This window comes from Streptomyces sp. DG2A-72, assembly GCF_030499575.1.
GTDB lineage: Bacteria > Actinomycetota > Actinomycetes > Streptomycetales > Streptomycetaceae > Streptomyces.
In genome coordinates this window covers 7318893-7335070 of sequence record NZ_JASTLC010000001.1, presented here as the reverse complement: position 1 = coordinate 7335070, position 16178 = coordinate 7318893, and the positions used below count along the sequence as shown (strand labels likewise).

Here is a 16178-nt window from a genome sequence, read left to right as displayed (position 1 = left end):
ATGATGCGTGGCGCGCGGTGCGGTGTGGGTGGGGTGCCTCCCGGCGGGGGGCGCGGGTGTGTGGGGGTGCGTGTAGCGGGGTGCGGTGCGGGTGCCTCCCGGCGGGGGTGTGGTCTGTGGTGGGGATGATGCGTGGCGCGCGGTGCGGTGTGTGGGTGGGGTGCCTCCCGGCGGGGGTGCGGGTGGGTGGGGGTGCGTGTAGCGCCTTTGGTTCGTGGTGGGGGCGGGGCCGCGGTGGGGGTGTCCGTCCTCGGAACGTCGCGGCTCGGTCTCTGACAGAGGTGCCCGTGTTGACGCGACAACCGCTGCGGGCGGACACCCCCACCGCGTCCCCTTCTCGCCGTGGGCGACCGCGGGTGCGTGGTGGCATGCGCCGCAGGACGCCGGGGCGTCCCGCCTAGCTGCGGGCATGCGTGCCGCCTGGGGCGGCACGGGTGGGCGCAGGCGGCGCCCCGTCAGCGCCGGGCTGCGCGACCCACCCCGGGCCAGCACCGACGCCGGGTGCCGGGTTGTCAGCGTCGGCTGGTCCGGCGGAGGTGGTGGCGTACCGCCCGTTGCGCTACGGGTCCCAGTTCCTCCAACGCCCCGACAAGAAACCCGAGTTGCTCCAGGGCGTCCAGCGCGGCGGTCGCCCCGACCGCGTCCACCCCTTCGTACAGTTCGATGCCTACGAAGGACGCGGCAACCGCGCGCGCCAGCCCCGCCGGGTCCGCGAACTCCCCGAAGGGTGTCGCCGTCAGGACTCGGGTGAGGACCTTCTCGATCTCGACGATCCACAGGTCGAGCCCCGCCGCCGTGGCCGGGCCGAGGTTCTCGTGGGTCTGGGCGCCGGCGAGGAGCTGGCCGAGGAGGGCGACATGGCCTCCGGCGCGTTCCTGTTCGTGGATCTCCCGGCCCACGGTGAGGAGTTCGGAGAGGGACGTGACCGCGGCGAGGCGCGGGCGGTAGCGGGCGACTGTCTGCTCGGCCCCGTACCGGCACGCCGCCGCCAGCAGTTCGTCCACCGAACCGAAGTGGTAGAAGACCAGCGCCTGATTGACCCCGGCGGTGGCTGCCACGGTGCGGGCCGAGGTCTTGGCGATGCCCTGCTCGGTGAGCGTCCGCAGCGCGCCCTCGAGGAGTCTGGTCTTGGTCTCGAGAGACTTCGCCGTCTCGGGGCTCATGCGCGGGACTCCTCGCGGACGGGGCGGAGTCCGGGGCGTACACCGCATCGTTGTATGTCCGTGTACGTCGCCTTGAACGAACCCTCGTAGCCGAACAGCGGGCCGAAGTAGCGGTTCACGACCTGGACTTGGATGCGGAAGCGGGCCGTGCGGTCGTCGTAGCTCTCCCTCACCTGCGCGGTCGCGCCGATCAGTTCGGGGACGTGTACGTCCACCGGGCCCTCCCGGAAGCGGTGTTCGCCGGAGCGGATCAGGAGGGAGCCGTCGGGCTCCGCGCTGAAGCGGAGGTTGGTCGCCAGGTGCTGGTGGGTGCCGAGGTAGTCGAGGATTCGGTCGCCCTTGGGGCTCAGCACCATCTGGGCGTCGAAGCGGCGGGGGCGGCCGGGCAGGTCGAAGGTGCGCACGAAGGTCACCGTCTCACGGCCGTAGGTGTCCACGTACGGGACGTTCTCGATGGTGAAGGGGACGTTCCGGCCGGTGCGCGGGACGAGGATGTTCCGGGTTGTGCCGAGGGTGAGGAAGGGTTTGACCCACGGGCCGCCGTGCCAGATGCGGTGCATGACGCCTTGGCCTGTGCACGCCTCGCCGGTGGACAGGCCGACCGAGAAGCGGCGCTGCAGCTGGGGGTGGAGGCGGTCGAAGTCCGTGCCCATCACCGTGCGGAAGATCGACGTCATGGCAGCTCCTTCAGCGTGCGCAGGACGCGCGGGGCACGCGCGCGCGTGGGTGGGATGCGCAGGCAGCGGCGTGCCGCGGGCGTGCAGGCGAGGGGGGACTTGAGGAAGGCCGCGCAGATGGCGAGCGTCAGGAAGAGGGGGTAGACGTACGCCATCGTCGGCGCGAGCGGGCCGAAGAGGGTGAGGGAGGAGGCCTTGAGCAGGGCCGTGGCGGCGAGCGTGAGGGTCAGGGCTCGTACGGCCATTTCCGCCAGCCAGTTCAGCAGCGCTCGCTCGGGCGTGATACCGCGCTCCAGCCAGAGGCGGAGGCGGTCGAAGGACCATGCCGTCGCCCAGCCCATCAGGGGGCGCAGGACGAGGCGGTCGGTCAGTGCGCCGAAGGCGCCCCAGCGGGGGCGGTAGTCGTAGCCGGTGAGGAAGCGGACTCCGTCGCCGTCGGGGACGTAGCGCCAGTAGCCGCTGCCCTCGGCGAGGAGGGAGAGGGGGTGCGAGGAGGCGAAGCGCAGGGCCGAGGTGCGGGTGCCGTCGGGGCGTTCCTTCTCGCCGGCCGAGATTCCGGTGCCGGCGATGGTGAGGAAGGGCAGCACGCGCGTGGCGTAGCGGAAGCGCTGCGGCTCGCCTTCGGTGCGCGGGAGGTAGTCGATCTCGCTGAAGCGGAGGTCCCAGCGCTGGTGCTGGGCGGGGTCCTGGGTGCGGGTCCAGAGGTCGTCGAGGTCGGCGCGTATGAATGCCTCTATGTAGAGACCCATCGTTCATCCCCCTGGTGAGTGTTGTGTGAGCAGGTTTTTGAGCGTGTGCTCAAACTGCTTGGGCGGGAGCGTAGCAGTTTTTTGAGCGATCGCTCAAAGGGATGGAACGAGAAAACCCCGGCCCTTGTCGGGCCGGGGTTCGCTGCTGGTGTGCGTGCCGCCTATTCGGCCAGGTGTCGCTCCACCGTCTCCACCTTGGAGGTGAGACCGTCGGTCACGCCGGGGCGGATGTCCGCCTTGAGGACCAGGGACACGCGCGGGGCGCGCTGTTCGACCGCGGCGACCGCTCGCTTGACGACGTCCATGACCTCGTCCCAGCTGTCGCCCTCGATCGACGTGAACATCGCGTCCGTTCGGTTGGGCAGGCCGGACTCGCGGACCACGCGGACGGCGTCGGCGACGTACTCCCCCACGTCCTCGCCGACGCCCAGCGGCGTCACGGAGAAGGCGACGATCACGCGTTCACGATCCCTTCCTTGCGGGCGCGGGAGGCGATCACCGCGTTCTCGGTCTCGCGCTTGAGCTTGCGCTCGGCGAAGAAGCCGCCGGTGGGCAGGACGGAGAGGACGAAGTACAGGGCGGCGGTCTTCGGGGACCACTTCGTACGGTTCCAGGCGTCCGCCCAGAAGATCACGTACAGGATGAAGAGAACGCCGTGGATCATGCCCATCACGGGCACCGCGTTGAAGTCCGTGGTCCGCTTCAGCACCGAGCAGACCAGCAGGAGCAGGAACGAGACGGCCTCGGGGGCCGAGACGAGGCGGAGGCGGCGGAGGGCGGCGGCGGTCTTGAGGTCCACGGGTCACCTTCGGTGGGAGAGGCGTCGACTGCTTGTGAACACGAGCACAAACGTCCGTCCATTGTGGCAAACGGCTGTGGGGGCGCGCGGGCGGGGGTGCGGCCCGCTCCGCCCCTAGGGGTGCGGTCAGGGTCGATCTCCACCCGTGGGACCTGTTGGCGGACACCGGCTGCGGCTACCTTCGCACCGTGGCGATGTTCCGACTTCAAGGCAGCAAGGTGCTCGCCGTCGACATGACCGGGGACGCCGTGAAGGCGAAGAACGGCTCGATGGTCGCGTACGACGGGCAGATGGCCTTCAAGAAGCTGAGCGGCGGCGGTGAGGGCATCCGCGGGATGGTGACGCGGCGGATCACCGGGGAGCAGATGACGGTGATGGAGGTGAGGGGGCAGGGGACCTGTTGGTTCGCGGACCGGGCGTCCGAGATCAACCTCGTGAGCCTCCAGGGAGACAAGCTGTACGTGGAGTCGAGCAACCTGCTGGCGACCGACTCCGGACTGCGGACGGGCACGTCCTTCACGGGGGTGCGCGGCGCCTCGCAGGGCAACGGGCTGTTCACGACGACCGTCGAGGGGCATGGCCAGGCGGCGATCATGTCCGACGGGCCGGCTGTGGCGCTGCGGGTGAGTCCGCAATATCCGCTGAGCGTCGACCCGGGGGCCTATGTGGCGCATCAGGGGAATCTGCGGCAGTCCTTCCAGTCCGGTGTGACGTTCCGCACGTTCATGGGCGAGGGCGGCGGTGAGGCCTTCCAGATCCGCTTCGAGGGGGATGGGCTCGTGTATGTCCAGCCCAGTGAGCGGAACACCGTCGCGGGGGATGTGTGACATGGGCTTTCGTGAGATCAACTCGAAGATGGTCGAGGCGACCGTCATGCCCGGCCAGCGGCTGTTCAGTCAGCGCGGCGCCATGCTCGCCTACAAGGGCGAGGTGTCCTTCACGCCCAACACGGCCGGGGGCCAGGGCGGAATCATGTCGATGATCGGGCGCCGGGTCGCCAATGAGGACACGCCGCTGATGACCGTCGAGGGCAGCGGCACGGTGCTGTTCGGGCACGGCGGCCACCACGTCCAGGTGATCAACCTCGCCGGCGACACGCTGTGTGTGGAGGCGGACCGGCTGCTCGCCTTCGAGGGCACCCTTCAGCAGGGGACGATGTTCCTCGGTTCCCAGGGCGGCGTCATGGGCATGGTCCGCGGCCAGGTGTCGGGCCAGGGGCTGTTCACCACCACCCTCAAGGGACAGGGCGCGGTCGCGGTGATGGCGCACGGCGGTGTCTTCGAGATACCGATCACCCCCCAGCGGCCCGTCCATGTCGACCCCCAGGCGTACGTCGCCCACCACGGCGACGTGCGCAACAAGCTGTCCACAGCCCTGGGCTGGCGGGACATGGTGGGCCGCGGCTCCGGCGAGGCGTTCCAACTGGAGCTGAGCGGCAACGGCGCGGTGTACGTCCAGGCCTCGGAGGAAAAGCTGTGACCTACGGAACTCCGGGCGTCGTCGTCCACGACCCGATGACCCTGCCCGCCGACGACAACGTGAACTCGTACACCTTCTGCGTGGAGCTCAAGGGCACCCAGTGGTTCCTGCAGAAGGGGAAGATGATCGCCTACTACGGCTCGATCGACTTCAACGGCATCGGGCACGGCCGTTTGGACCGTCTGGTCCGTACGTCCTTTCATTCGCCTCTGCACGCGAGCGACTGGGTCGTGGCGGAGGGATCGGGCAAGATGCTCCTCGCCGACCGGGCCTTCGACGTGAATTCGTACGACCTCGAGAACGGCAACCTGACCATTCGCTCGGGCAACCTGCTCGCTTTTCAGCCAAGTCTCGCGCTCAAGCAGTCGATCGTTCCGGGTTTTCTGACGCTGATCGGAACCGGCAAGTTCGTAGCCGCATCCAACGGTCCGGTGGTGTTCATGGAACCGCCGATCCGGGTGGACCCGCAGGCACTCGTCGGCTGGGCCGACTGCCCGTCGCCGTGCCATCACTACGACCACGGCTACATGACGGGCCTGATGGGCGGTCTACGTGCGATGACGGGCCTCGGCGGGGCCTCCGGAGAGGAGCATCAGTTCGAGTTCGTGGGAGCCGGTACGGTCCTGCTGCAGTCCACCGAAACCCTGATGACCGAGCAGGCCACGGGGGCGGTCCCGCAGCAGGCCGGCGTACCCGGCGGTCAGGGGGGACACACAGGGCCCGGACAGCAGCCGGGCGCACCGCGTCTTCCCGGACAGCTGGGGGACCTCCAGCGTCGCTTCGGGCTGTGAGCGGTAGTCTGCGGAGTGTGACGTCGAACGCGTGCACGCAGTCACACCACCCTCACTAGTTCGCCTTTCAACTTTTTAGGTAGACTTCATTCATGGAGACCGAGACGGCCACGCGCTGGCTGACCGATGCGGAGCAGTGCGCCTGGCGCACCCACCTGGAGGTCAACAGGCTGTTGACGTACCAGCTCGAGAAGGACCTGCAGCCGTTCGGCCTGACGATGAACGACTACGAGATCCTAGTGAATCTCTCCGAGTCGGAGGACGTACGGATGCGGATGAGCGACCTCGCGTCCGCCACCCTCCAGTCCAAGAGCCGCCTCTCGCACCAGATCACCCGCATGGAGAACGCGGACCTGGTGCGGCGCGAGAACTGCGAGTCCGACCGCCGCGGGCTGTACGCGGTGCTGACCGAGCACGGCATGGAGACGATGAAGAAGGTCGCGCCCCATCATGTGGCGTCTGTGCGGAGGCACTTCATCGATCTGCTGTCCCCCGAGGCACTGACCGAACTCGACAAGGCGCTGAAGCCGATCGCAGAGCACCTGCGCGGGCAGCGAGGGCGCCCCTGACGTCCTGATCAGGCGAGCGGCAGGCGGAGTGCGAACAGGGCTCCGCCTGCCGGTGCGTCCAGCACCGTGAGCGTGCCGTCGTGGCGTACGGCGACGTCCCGGGCGATGGCGAGGCCCAGCCCCGCGCCGCCGTCGTCACGGCTGCGGGCGGCGTCCAGCCGTACGAACCGCTCGAAGATCCGCTCCCGGTCGGCCTCCGGCACCCCCTCGCCGTCGTCGGCGACCTCGACCACCGCCCGGCCCCCGTCCCGCCGCACGGCCACGGTGACGGCCGATCTGGCGTGCCGCTGCGCGTTGTCCAGGAGATTGGCGAGCACCCGCCCCAACTGCCCGCGTGATCCGGCCACTTCCACCGTATCGGGGGCATCGACCGTCACGCCCGTCCGGCCCGCGGCCTCTTCCCGGGCCAGCGCGGCGAGGTCCACGCGTGTGTCGGCCGGCCCCTCCCCCGCGTCCAGCCGGGCCAGCAGCAGCAGGTCGGCGGCCAGGTGCTGCAGTCGTACGGTGTCGGCGACCGCCCCGTCCAGGTCCAGCAACTCCGGGTGGGCGGCGGCCACCTCCAGCTGGGTGCGCAGCGACGCGATCGGGCTGCGCAGCTCGTGGGAGGCGTCGGCGACGAACCGCCGCTGGCGCTCCACGGAGGTCTCGAGGGCGGCCAGCGTCTCGTTCGTCGTCCGGGCGAGCCGGGCCACCTCGTCGTGCGTGTCCGGCACCGGCACCCGGCGTGCCAGGTCCTCGGAGGCGGTGATCGCGGCCATCTCACCGCGAATGCCCTCGACCGGGTGCAGCGCACGCCGGGTGACCAGCCAGGTCACGCCCGCGACGACGCCGAGCAGCAGCGGGAAGCCGATCAGCATGACGGTCAGCGCGGTGTTGACGGCGCTCTGCTCGGCGGACAGCGGGGCGCCCGCGTAGACGGTCAGCGCGCCCTTGCCCGGGACCTTCACATGGACCTCGGCGAACCGGTAGTCGGCCGTCTCCCTCTCGATGGTCGCGGAACCGTCGTGGAAGGTGGTGTGCCGGCCGATCTCACCGGGTTCCAGGGACTGGTCGTCGTCGCTGCCGCTGTCGTCGTCATCGTCGTCGTCGCCCTCCACCGGGCTGCCCCCCGGCGTCTGCGGCCGTACCGCGTCCGTGCCCGTCCCGCTGATCCGCTCCAGCTTCTCGCTGGCCGCGACGAGCCTGCCGTCCGCGTCGACGACCTGGACCGGCTGGTCGTCGTCGTCCAGGGAGAGCCGGCCGTACGCCGTCCCGGCCGCGAGGTCGGCGGCGACCTCCCGTGCGGACCGCTCGGCCTGGGTGCCCGCCTCGCCGACGAGGTTGGACCGCAGGGACAGCAGGACGGCGGTCCCGGCCGCGAGCAGCGCCACGGCGACGACGAGAGTGGCGCCGAGCGTCGCCCGGGAGCGTACCGAGCCGAAGAGCCGTCGTCTCACGCCGTCTCCAGCCGGTAACCGGCGCCGCGCACCGTCCGGATGAGCCCGGCGCGCAGCTTGCGCCGCAGGGTGCTGATGTACACCTCGACGATGTTCGGGTCGCCCTCGTACGCGAAGTCCCAGACGTGCTCCAGCATCTCGGCCTTGGACACCACCTCGCCGGCCCGCAGCACGAGCTGCTCCAGGACCGCGAACTCCTTGGCGGTCAGGGCCACTTCGTCCTCGGCCAGGAAGACCCGGCGGGCGGCGGTGTCGACCTTCAGATCGCCGTGGACGTGCACGGGCGAGGCCCCGGCGCCCTGCCGTCGCCGCATCAGGGCCTTGATCCGGGCGACCAGGACGACGTACGAGAACGGCTTGGTGAGGTAGTCGTCCGCGCCCGTGTCGAGGCCCTCCGCCTCGTCGTACTCCCCGTCCTTCGCGGTGAGCATCAGGATCGGCACGTCGTGGCCTGCGGCGCGCAGGGCGGCGCAGACGCGGTAGCCGTTGAGGCCAGGGAGCATGATGTCGAGGATCACCAGGTCGTACGTCCCCTCGGTCGCCCGGTGCAGGCCTTCGCGGCCGTCGTGCACGACGTCGACGGCGTAGCCCTCGGCCGTCAGGCCCTTGGCGAGCGACAGGGCGAGCCGCTTTTCGTCCTCCACGATCAAGAATCGAAAGGGGCGGCGCGAAGCGCCTCGAGCAGGGTGGTGGTGGGAGACGGGCGGGCGCATGCGTACAGCCTGACAAAGCCAAGCTGAAGATCTCTTCAGGCGGCTTCAGGTTCCCCTCAGCGTCGGTCAGCCAGATTGATTCCCGTCGAAACGCAAACGACTGAGGAGGAATCAGCATGAAGCGCAACATCGTGATCGCCGCCGTCACGGCCGCCGCACTGATCGGAGGCGGTACGGCCACGGCACTCGCGGTCACGGGGGACGACGACGCGCCTGCGCGGCAGAAGGACGCGACGGTGACGCGGGACGACGCCGCGCCGCGCGTCGAGTCCGGCACCGTGACCGCCGCCGACGCGATCGCCGCCGCCCTCAAGGAAGCCCCGGGCACCGCGGTCTCCGCCGAACTGGACGACGACCGTGACGACGACGGGGGTGACGACGGGGACGACGGCGCGTCCGGGTGGAAGGTCCGCATCCTCGCCGACGACACCACCTGGCACACGGTCCGCATCGACCCGGCCAACGGCAACGTCCTCGGCTCCCACACCGGACGCGAGGACGATGACGACGACACCGCCGGCGTACGCGCCGCCCTCAAGGGCACCTCCGTGACCGCCGAGCAGGCCGCCGAGGCCGCCGCCGCCAAGGGAACGGTGACGGACGTGGACCTCGACGACGACGGCCGCGCCAAGGCCTGGGACGTCAGCACGGGCTCGGGCAAGGACGACCGTGACTGGCGCGTCGACCTGAACACCGGCAAGGTCACGGCGGACTCGGACGACGACGACCGCAATGCCAGGGCGGACGACGACACCGGCGAGCGCCACGACGACGACCACGACGACGACTGACGAACGCTCGGCCGTCGTTCGGCTGCGGGCCCGTCGTGGCTGGTCGCGCAGTTCCCCGCGCCCCTTCAGGGCGCTGCTCCGGCCGTCCGCTGATAGCGCTTCCCGCGGAGCGGTCGTCAGCCGGCCGTGATCCCCGCCACCAGTTCGTCCGCCGCCCGGTACGGATCCAGCTCCCCCGCGACGATCCGCTCCGCCAGCGCGCTCAGCCGCCGGTCGCCGTGCAGGTCGCCGATCCGCTCGCGCAGGGCGGTGACGGCGATCGTCTCGACCTCGCGGGAGGCGCGGGCCAGCCGGCGCTCGGCGAGGACGCCGCGCTCCTCCATCCAGGCGCGGTGCTTCTCCAGGGCTTCGAGGACCTCGTCGATGCCCTCGGCGCGGGCGGCGACCGTCTTGACGATCGGGGGGCGCCAGTCGCCCGGGCCCCGGGACTCGCCGAGGCCCAGCATGTGGTTCAGCTCGCGGGCGGTCGCGTCGGCTCCGTCGCGGTCGGCCTTGTTGACGACGTACACATCGCCGATCTCCAGGATTCCGGCCTTGGCGGCCTGGATGCCGTCGCCCATGCCGGGGGCCAGGAGGACCACGCTCGTGTCCGCCTGCGAGGCGATCTCGACCTCCGACTGGCCGACGCCGACCGTCTCGACCAGGATCACGTCGCAGCCCGCCGCGTCCAGTACGCGGATCGCCTGCGGCGCGGACCACGCGAGGCCGCCCAGGTGGCCGCGCGTCGCCATGGAGCGGATGTAGACGCCGGGGTCGGAGGCGTGCTCCGACATCCGGACGCGGTCGCCGAGCAGGGCGCCGCCGGAGAACGGCGAGGACGGGTCGACGGCGAGCACGCCGACCCGCTTGCCCTGCATGCGATACGCCGTGACGAGTGCCGACGTCGATGTCGACTTGCCGACACCAGGTGAGCCGGTGAGGCCGACGACGTACGCGTTGCCCGTCAACGGGGCGAGCGCCGTCATGACCTCGCGGAGTTGCGGGGACGCCCCCTCCACCAGGGAGATCAGCCGGGCCACGGCCCGCGGCCGGCCTTCTCTGGCCTGGGCCACCAGCGTGGAGACGTCCTGCATCACAGCTCCGTTCAGCTCACCTACGTAAACGACATCAGGCCTTGGGTACCCGCACGATGAGCGCGTCACCCTGCCCGCCGCCGCCGCACAGCGCGGCCGCGCCGACACCGCCGCCCCGGCGCTTCAGCTCCAGCGCCAGGTGCAGCACGAGGCGGGCGCCCGACATGCCGATCGGGTGGCCCAGGGCGATCGCGCCACCATTGACGTTCACCCTTTCGCTGGACACCCCAAGGTCCTTCATTGACTGGACGGCGACCGCCGCGAACGCCTCGTTGATCTCGATGAGGTCGAGGTCCGCGACCTCCAGGCCCTCCTTCTTCAGGGCGTGCAGGATCGCGTTCGACGGCTGCGACTGGAGAGAGTTGTCCGGACCGGCCACATTGCCGTGGGCGCCGATCTCGGCGATCCACTCGAGGCCCAGCTCCTGTGCCCTGGCCTTGCTCATCACGACCACGGCCGCCGCACCGTCGGAGATCTGCGAGGCCGAACCCGCGGTGATCGTGCCGTCCTTGGCGAACGCCGGGCGCAGCTTGCCCAGCGACTCGGCCGTCGTCTCGGCGCGGATGCCCTCGTCCTCGCTGAAGACGACCGGCTCGCCCTTGCGCTGCGGGATCTCGACCGGGGTGATCTCGGCCTCGAAGACGCCGTTCTTCTGGGCGGCCGCGGCGCGCTGGTGGGACAGGGCGGCGATCTCGTCCTGCTCGGGGCGCGCGATGCCCAGCTTCGTGTTGTGCTTCTCGGTCGACTGGCCCATGGGGACGTTCTCCCAGGGGTCGGTCAGACCGTCGTACGCCATGGCGTCGAGCATCTCGATCGCCCCGTACTTGTGTCCCTCGCGGGACTTCGGGAGCAGATGGGGGGCGTTGGTCATGGACTCCTGGCCGCCGGCCACGATCACGTCGAACTCGCCGGCGCGGATCAACTGGTCCGCGAGCGCGATCGCGTCCAGGCCCGACAGGCACACCTTGTTGACGGTGAGTGCCGGGACGTTCATCGGAATGCCCGCCTTGACCGCGGCCTGGCGCGCCGGGATCTGCCCTGCCCCGGCCTGGAGCACCTGGCCCATGATCACGTACTGCACCTGGTCGCCACCGATCCCCGCACGGTCGAGGGCGGCCTTGATCGCGAAGCCGCCCAGATCGGCCCCGGAGAACGATTTGAGCGAGCCGAGCAACCGACCCATCGGAGTGCGGGCACCCGCGACGATGACGGATGTCGTGGTGTTCGTTCCAGACATGAGGTGCGATCCCCTTCCAGCTGCACAGCTGAGGAGTGAACGAGGGTTTACTTCGAATGTACTGAGCGGTAGTCCACCCCGTCATCCGGCAGTCGGTGTGATCGCGCGCACGTTGCGTAACCGCCCCCGTAGCGCTGCACTGACTTCATGCTGACGCGAATCGACCACATCGGGATCGCCTGCTTCGACCTCGACAAGACCGTCGAGTTCTACCGGGCCACCTACGGCTTCGAGGTGTTCCACTCCGAGATCAACGAGGAGCAGGGCGTACGCGAGGCCATGCTCAAGATCAACGATACGTCCGACGGCGGGGCGTCCTACCTCCAGCTCCTGGAGCCCATCCGCGAGGACTCCACCGTCGCGAAGTGGCTCGCGAAGAACGGGGAGGGCGTCCACCACATCGCCTTCGGCACGGCGGACGTGGACGCTGATGCCGCGGACATCAAGGACAAGGGCGTACGCGTGCTCTACCAGGAGCCCCGGCGCGGCTCCATGGGGTCACGGATCACCTTCCTGCACCCAAAGGATTGCCACGGTGTCCTGACAGAACTGGTCACTTCGGCGCCTGTTGAGTCACCTGAGCACTGACCCCCGTACATATGGGCCGGTAGGGTTGGGGGCGGTCGCCGCTCAACCCTGTGGTGACCGCTGGCCGGGGTCCGGGTTTCGGGGGGCGAGCGTCGGGCGGCAGCCCGTGCTCCGCCGTTGATCTGACACCATTCCCCGGGGGCCCCGTTCGGCGGATGGACGGAGCTCGTTTGGAGAGACTTGCGACCAGGGGACGGATGGGACCGCGCAGTGCGGGGCTACGAACGCCAGGAGCGAGAGCCGGCGGCTGACGTCGACCACCTCTCTCGGTTCGAGGCCGAGATGGATCGGCTGAAGACCGAGCGGGAAAAGGCGATCCAGCACGCCGAGGACCTCGGCTACCAGGTCGAGGTGCTGCGCGCCAAGCTGCACGAGGCGCGGCGCACCCTCATGTCCCGGCCCGCCTACGAGGGCGGCGACATCGGCTATCAGGCCGAGCAGTTGCTGCGCAACGCCCAGATGCAGGCCGACCAGCTGCGGCTGGACGCCGAGCGGGAGATGAGCCAGGCCCGGGCGCAGACCCAGCGGATCCTCCAGGAGCATGCCGAGCAGGCCGCCCGGCTCCAGGCGGAGTTGCATCAGGAGGCGGTCACCCGCCGCCAGCAGCTCGACCAGGAGCTGGCCGAGCGCCGGCAGACCGTCGAGTCGCACGTCAACGAGAACGTGGCATGGGCCGAGCAGCTGCGCGCCCGCAGCGAGCAGCAGGCCCGCCGGCTCCTCGAGGAGTCCCGCGCGGAGGCCGAGCAGGCCATGGCCACCGCCCGCGCCGAGGCCGAGCGGCTCACCGCCGAGGCCCGGCAGCGGCTGACCAGCGAGGCCGAGACGGCCCGCGCGGAGGCCGAGCAGCTTCTTCGCCGCGCCCGCGCGGACGCCGAGCGGCTGCTGAACGCGGCGTCCACCCAGGCCCAGGAGGCCACCGACCACGCCGAGCAGCTGCGCACCTCCACGGCGACCGAGTCCGACAGCGCCCGCCGCCAGGCGACCGAGCTGAGCCGGGCCGCCGAGCAGCGGATGACGGAGGCCGAGGAGGCGCTGCGCACGGCGCAGGCCGAGGCCGAGAAGGTGCTCACCGAGGCCAAGGAGGCCGCCGCCAAGGCCCTCTCCAGCGCTGAGGCGGCCAACGAGCAGCGCACGCGCACGGCGAAGGAGCAGGTCGCCCGGCTGGTCAGCGAGGCCACCAAGGAGGCCGAGGCCACCAAGTCGGACGCCGAGCAGATCGTCACGGACGCCCGTGCCGAGGCCGAGCGGATCGTCGAGGAGGCCGCCGAGAAGGCCCGCACGCTCACCGCCGAGGAGAGCGCGACCCAGCTGTCGAAGGCGGCCAAGACCGCCGAGGACGTCCTCAACAAGGCGCAGGAGAACGCGCAGAACACCACCAAGGCGGCTGCCGAGGAGGCCGAGCGGATCCGCCGCGAGGCGGAGACCGAGGCCGACCGGCTGCGCGCCGAGGCGCACGACATCGCCGAGCAGCTCAAGGGCTCGGCGAAGGACGACACCAAGGAGTACCGCGCCAAGACGGTCGAGCTGCAGGAGGAGGCCCGCCGGCTGCGCGGCGAGGCCGAGCAGCTGCGCTCCGACGCGGTCGCCGAGGGCGAGAAGATCCGCGCGGAGGCCCGCAAGGAGGCCGTCCAGCAGATCGAGGAGGCGGCCAAGACCGCCGAGGAGCTGCTCTCCAAGGCGAAGGCCGATGCCGACGAGCTGCGCCAGACCGCCCAGACGGACAGCGAGAAGGTCCGTACGGAGGCGATCGAGCGGGCGACGACGCTGCGCCGCCAGGCCGAGGAGACCCTGCAGCGCACCCGCCAGGAGGCCGAGCGGCACCGCGAGGAGGTCGTCGAGCAGGCCGAGGGCATCAAGTCGGACGCCGAGCGGGCCTCGCGTGAGCTGCGCGAGGAGACCGAGCGCGCCATAGAGGCCCGCCGTGCCGAGGCCGCCGAGGGACTGACCCGGCTGCAGACGGAGGCCGAGGAGCGGCTCGCGACGGCCGAGCAGGCGCTGGCCGACGCCCGCGAGGAGGCCGCGCGGATCCGCCGCGAGGCCGCCGAGGAGACGGAGCGGCTGCGCTCCGAGGCCGCCGAGCGGATCCGTACGCTCCAGGCGCAGGCCGAGGCGGAGGCCGAACGGCTGCGTGACGAGGCCGCCTCGGACGCGTCCGCCTCCCGCGCGGAGGGCGAGGCCATCGCCGTACGACTGCGGTCGGAGGCCGCGGCGGAGGCCGAGCGGCTGAAGTCGGAGGCCCAGGACACCGCCGACCGGGTCCGCGCGGAGGCACAGGCCGCCGCCGAGCGGCTCGGCACGGAGGCCACGGAGACGCTGGCCGCCGCCCAGGAGGAGGCCGCCCGGCGCCGCCGCGAGGCCGAGGAACTCCTCGGCTCCGCGCGCCAGGAGGCGGACCAGGAGCGGGAGCGGGCCCGCGAGCAGAGCGAGGAGCTGCTGGCCGTAGCGCGGGGCCGCGTGGAGGAGGCGCAGACCGAGGCGCTCCGGCTGATCGAGGAGGCCGACCGGCGCGCCACCGAGATGGTGTCGGCGGCCGAGCAACACGCTCAGCAGGTACGGGACTCGGTCGCCGGGCTGCACGAGCAGGCCCAGGAGGAGATCACCGGGCTGCGCTCCGCCGCCGAGCACTCGGCGGACCGTACCCGGCGCGAGGCGCAGGAGGAGGCCGACCGGGTTCGCGCGGACGCCTACGCCGAGCGGGAGCGGGCCAGCGAGGACGCGGGCCGTATCCGGCGCGTGGCGGCCGAGGAGACGGAGGCCGCCAAGTCCCTTGCGGAGCGCACCGTTTCGGAGGCGATCGCGGAGTCCGAGCGGCTGCGCTCGGAGGCCGCCGAGCACGCCCAGCGGGTGCGCACGGAGGCGTCGGACACCACCGCGCAGGCCGAGCAGGACGCCTCACGCACCCGGGCGGACGCCCGCGAGGACGCCAACCGGATCCGGTCGGACGCGGCGACGCAGGCGGACACCCTCATCACCGAGGCGCGGTCCGAGGCGGAGCGGCTGGCCACGGAGACGGCCGCGGAGGCCGAGCGGGTACGGGCCGAGTCGGTCGCCCAGGCCGAGCAGCGGATGTCGGACGCGACCAGCGACGCGGAGCGGCTGCGCGCGGAGGCCGCCGAGACCGTCGGCGCGGCTCAGCAGCACGCCGAGCGGGTCCGTGCCGAGTCGGCGCGGGTCAAGGCGGAGGCCGAAGCTGAGGCGGAGCGGCTGGTGTCGTCGGCGCGCGAAGAGGCCGAGCGCACCCTCGACGAGGCCCGCAAGGACTCCAACAAGCGGCGCTCCGAAGCGGCCGAGCAGGTCGACAAGCTCATCACGGAGACCACGGCCGAGGCGGACAAGCTGCTCACCGAGGCGCAGCAGCAGGCGCACAAGACGACGGCCGAAGCCGAGGCGCAGGCCGACACGATGGTCGGCGCGGCCCGCACCGAGGCCGACCGGCTGGTGTCCGAGGCGACGGTCGAGGGCAACGCGATGGTGGAGAAGGCCCGTACGGACGCGGACGAGTTGCTCGTCGGCGCCCGCCGGGACGCCACGGCGATCCGGGAGCGAGCCGAGGAGCTGCGCGACCGCATCACGACAGAGATCGAGGAACTGCACGAGCGGGCCCGCCGTGAGTCGGCCGAGACGATGAAGTCGGCGGGCGACCGCTGCGACGCGCTCATCAAGGCCGCCGAGGAGCAGCTCGCCAAGGCGCAGGCGAAGGCCAAGGAGCTTGTCTCGGAGGCCAACTCCGAGGCGGGCAAGGTCCGTATCGCCGCGGTCAAGAAGGCCGAGGGGCTGCTCAAGGAGGCCGAGCAGAAGAAGGCGACGCTCGTGCGGGAGGCCGAGGAGCTCAAGGCCGAGGCGGTCCGCGAGGCGAAGCGCACGGTCGAGGAGGGCAAGCGCGAGCTGGAGATCCTGGTGCGGCGCCGCGAGGACATCAACGCCGAGATCTCCCGCGTCCAGGACGTCCTGGAAGCGCTAGAGTCCTTCGAAGCGCCGTCCGCGGGCAAGGACGGCGCGGTCAAGGCGGGTGCGACGGTCGGCGCCCCCCGATCGGGTGGCAAGTCGCCGGAGAGCTAGCGCAGTCGAGGAGTTTCGGTGTCTTCTGGGGCCTTTGACCAAGTCTTTGGCAAG

General features: G+C 71.0%; 16 protein-coding genes. 7 read left to right on the top strand and 9 right to left on the bottom strand.

Annotated features, from left to right (window positions below; all coding sequences use genetic code 11):
* Nucleotides 1-512 precede the first annotated feature (512 nt).
* From QQY66_RS35090 to QQY66_RS35070, 5 genes are all read right to left on the bottom strand, one after another.
* The gene (locus QQY66_RS35090; RefSeq protein WP_301984344.1) at nt 513-1163 is read right to left on the bottom strand and encodes a TetR/AcrR family transcriptional regulator; all 651 of its coding nucleotides are present in this window, start codon (nt 1161-1163) and stop codon (nt 513-515) included.
* On the bottom strand, nt 1160-1840 hold the full coding sequence (locus tag QQY66_RS35085; RefSeq protein WP_301984343.1) for a DUF4166 domain-containing protein: 681 nt from the start codon (nt 1838-1840) through the stop codon (nt 1160-1162). The genes QQY66_RS35090 and QQY66_RS35085 overlap by 4 nt, the downstream gene beginning before the upstream one ends.
* Nucleotides 1837-2589, bottom strand: coding sequence for a hypothetical protein (locus tag QQY66_RS35080; RefSeq protein ID WP_301984342.1), 753 nt, complete (start codon nt 2587-2589; stop codon nt 1837-1839). Before QQY66_RS35080 ends, QQY66_RS35085 begins: the two co-directional genes overlap by 4 nt.
* 161 nt (nt 2590-2750) lie before the next feature.
* The gene (locus QQY66_RS35075; RefSeq protein WP_301984341.1) at nt 2751-3047 is read right to left on the bottom strand and encodes an MTH1187 family thiamine-binding protein; all 297 of its coding nucleotides are present in this window, start codon (nt 3045-3047) and stop codon (nt 2751-2753) included.
* Complete coding sequence (locus QQY66_RS35070; RefSeq protein WP_301984340.1) at nt 3044-3388, bottom strand: DUF3817 domain-containing protein; 345 nt, start codon at nt 3386-3388, stop codon at nt 3044-3046. The genes QQY66_RS35075 and QQY66_RS35070 overlap by 4 nt, the downstream gene beginning before the upstream one ends.
* A gap of 194 nt (nt 3389-3582) precedes the next feature.
* Here QQY66_RS35070 and QQY66_RS35065 point away from each other — a divergent pair, with 194 nt between their 5' ends.
* The 4 genes from QQY66_RS35065 to QQY66_RS35050 all read left to right on the top strand — a co-directional run bounded on the left by QQY66_RS35065 (nt 3583) and on the right by QQY66_RS35050 (nt 6227).
* On the top strand, nt 3583-4215 hold the full coding sequence (locus QQY66_RS35065; RefSeq protein ID WP_301987603.1) for an AIM24 family protein: 633 nt from the start codon (nt 3583-3585) through the stop codon (nt 4213-4215).
* Between the two features lies 1 nt (nt 4216).
* A complete protein-coding gene (locus QQY66_RS35060) occupies nt 4217-4867 on the top strand; it encodes an AIM24 family protein (protein WP_301984339.1) in 651 nt (216 codons plus the stop codon).
* A 35-nt stretch (nt 4868-4902) separates the two neighbouring features.
* Nucleotides 4903-5658 (top strand): AIM24 family protein, encoded by a 756-nt coding sequence (locus QQY66_RS35055; RefSeq protein WP_301987602.1) that lies wholly within the window; start codon nt 4903-4905, stop codon nt 5656-5658.
* 92 nt (nt 5659-5750) lie between these two features.
* Nucleotides 5751-6227, top strand: a complete 477-nt coding sequence (locus tag QQY66_RS35050) for a MarR family winged helix-turn-helix transcriptional regulator (RefSeq protein ID WP_301984338.1) — start codon at nt 5751-5753, stop codon at nt 6225-6227.
* A gap of 8 nt (nt 6228-6235) precedes the next feature.
* Here QQY66_RS35050 and QQY66_RS35045 read toward each other — a convergent pair whose 3' ends face one another.
* Together QQY66_RS35045 and QQY66_RS35040 are read right to left on the bottom strand one after the other, a co-directional pair.
* Nucleotides 6236-7663, bottom strand: a complete 1428-nt coding sequence (locus tag QQY66_RS35045; protein ID WP_301984337.1) for a cell wall metabolism sensor histidine kinase WalK — start codon at nt 7661-7663, stop codon at nt 6236-6238.
* Nucleotides 7660-8307 carry a response regulator transcription factor gene (locus tag QQY66_RS35040; RefSeq protein WP_301984336.1) on the bottom strand — a complete coding sequence of 216 codons (648 nt, stop codon included), beginning with the start codon at nt 8305-8307 and terminating at the stop codon, nt 7660-7662. The genes QQY66_RS35045 and QQY66_RS35040 overlap by 4 nt, the downstream gene beginning before the upstream one ends.
* A 185-nt stretch (nt 8308-8492) precedes the next feature.
* On the opposite strand from QQY66_RS35040, the gene QQY66_RS35035 reads away from it, so the two are divergent.
* Nucleotides 8493-9167: a PepSY domain-containing protein gene (locus QQY66_RS35035; RefSeq protein WP_301984335.1), complete on the top strand. Its 675-nt coding sequence runs from the start codon at nt 8493-8495 to the stop codon at nt 9165-9167.
* Nucleotides 9168-9283: 116 nt separating this feature from the next.
* On the opposite strand, the gene meaB is transcribed toward QQY66_RS35035, so the two are convergent.
* Together meaB and QQY66_RS35025 are read right to left on the bottom strand one after the other, a co-directional pair.
* The gene (gene meaB / locus QQY66_RS35030; protein WP_301984334.1) at nt 9284-10240 is read right to left on the bottom strand and encodes a methylmalonyl Co-A mutase-associated GTPase MeaB; all 957 of its coding nucleotides are present in this window, start codon (nt 10238-10240) and stop codon (nt 9284-9286) included.
* Nucleotides 10241-10274: 34 nt separating this feature from the next.
* Nucleotides 10275-11477 carry an acetyl-CoA C-acetyltransferase gene (locus QQY66_RS35025; protein ID WP_301984333.1) on the bottom strand — a complete coding sequence of 401 codons (1203 nt, stop codon included), beginning with the start codon at nt 11475-11477 and terminating at the stop codon, nt 10275-10277.
* 147 nt (nt 11478-11624) lie between these two features.
* On the opposite strand from QQY66_RS35025, the gene mce reads away from it, so the two are divergent.
* Nucleotides 11625-12065, top strand: coding sequence for a methylmalonyl-CoA epimerase (mce, locus tag QQY66_RS35020; protein ID WP_301984332.1), 441 nt, complete (start codon nt 11625-11627; stop codon nt 12063-12065).
* A 210-nt stretch (nt 12066-12275) separates the two neighbouring features.
* The gene (gene scy, locus QQY66_RS35015; RefSeq protein ID WP_301984331.1) at nt 12276-16124 is read left to right on the top strand and encodes a polarized growth protein Scy; all 3849 of its coding nucleotides are present in this window, start codon (nt 12276-12278) and stop codon (nt 16122-16124) included.
* Nucleotides 16125-16178 lie beyond the last annotated feature (54 nt).

What these genes read in the sequence shown, in the direction of transcription:
- QQY66_RS35080 (WP_301984342.1), bottom strand. Translation starts at nt 2,589, where the DNA reads ATGGGTCTCTACATAGAGGCATTCATACGCGCCGACCTCGACGACCTC.
- QQY66_RS35050 (WP_301984338.1), top strand. Translation starts at nt 5,751, where the DNA reads ATGGAGACCGAGACGGCCACGCGCTGGCTGACCGATGCGGAGCAGTGC.
- mce (WP_301984332.1), top strand. Translation starts at nt 11,625, where the DNA reads ATGCTGACGCGAATCGACCACATCGGGATCGCCTGCTTCGACCTCGAC.
- QQY66_RS35025 (WP_301984333.1), bottom strand. Translation starts at nt 11,477, where the DNA reads ATGTCTGGAACGAACACCACGACATCCGTCATCGTCGCGGGTGCCCGC.
- QQY66_RS35035 (WP_301984335.1), top strand. Translation starts at nt 8,493, where the DNA reads ATGAAGCGCAACATCGTGATCGCCGCCGTCACGGCCGCCGCACTGATC.
- meaB (WP_301984334.1), bottom strand. Translation starts at nt 10,240, where the DNA reads ATGCAGGACGTCTCCACGCTGGTGGCCCAGGCCAGAGAAGGCCGGCCG.
- QQY66_RS35055 (WP_301987602.1), top strand. Translation starts at nt 4,903, where the DNA reads ATGACCCTGCCCGCCGACGACAACGTGAACTCGTACACCTTCTGCGTG.
- QQY66_RS35065 (WP_301987603.1), top strand. Translation starts at nt 3,583, where the DNA reads ATGTTCCGACTTCAAGGCAGCAAGGTGCTCGCCGTCGACATGACCGGG.
- QQY66_RS35085 (WP_301984343.1), bottom strand. Translation starts at nt 1,840, where the DNA reads ATGACGTCGATCTTCCGCACGGTGATGGGCACGGACTTCGACCGCCTC.
- QQY66_RS35090 (WP_301984344.1), bottom strand. Translation starts at nt 1,163, where the DNA reads ATGAGCCCCGAGACGGCGAAGTCTCTCGAGACCAAGACCAGACTCCTC.
- QQY66_RS35060 (WP_301984339.1), top strand. Translation starts at nt 4,217, where the DNA reads ATGGGCTTTCGTGAGATCAACTCGAAGATGGTCGAGGCGACCGTCATG.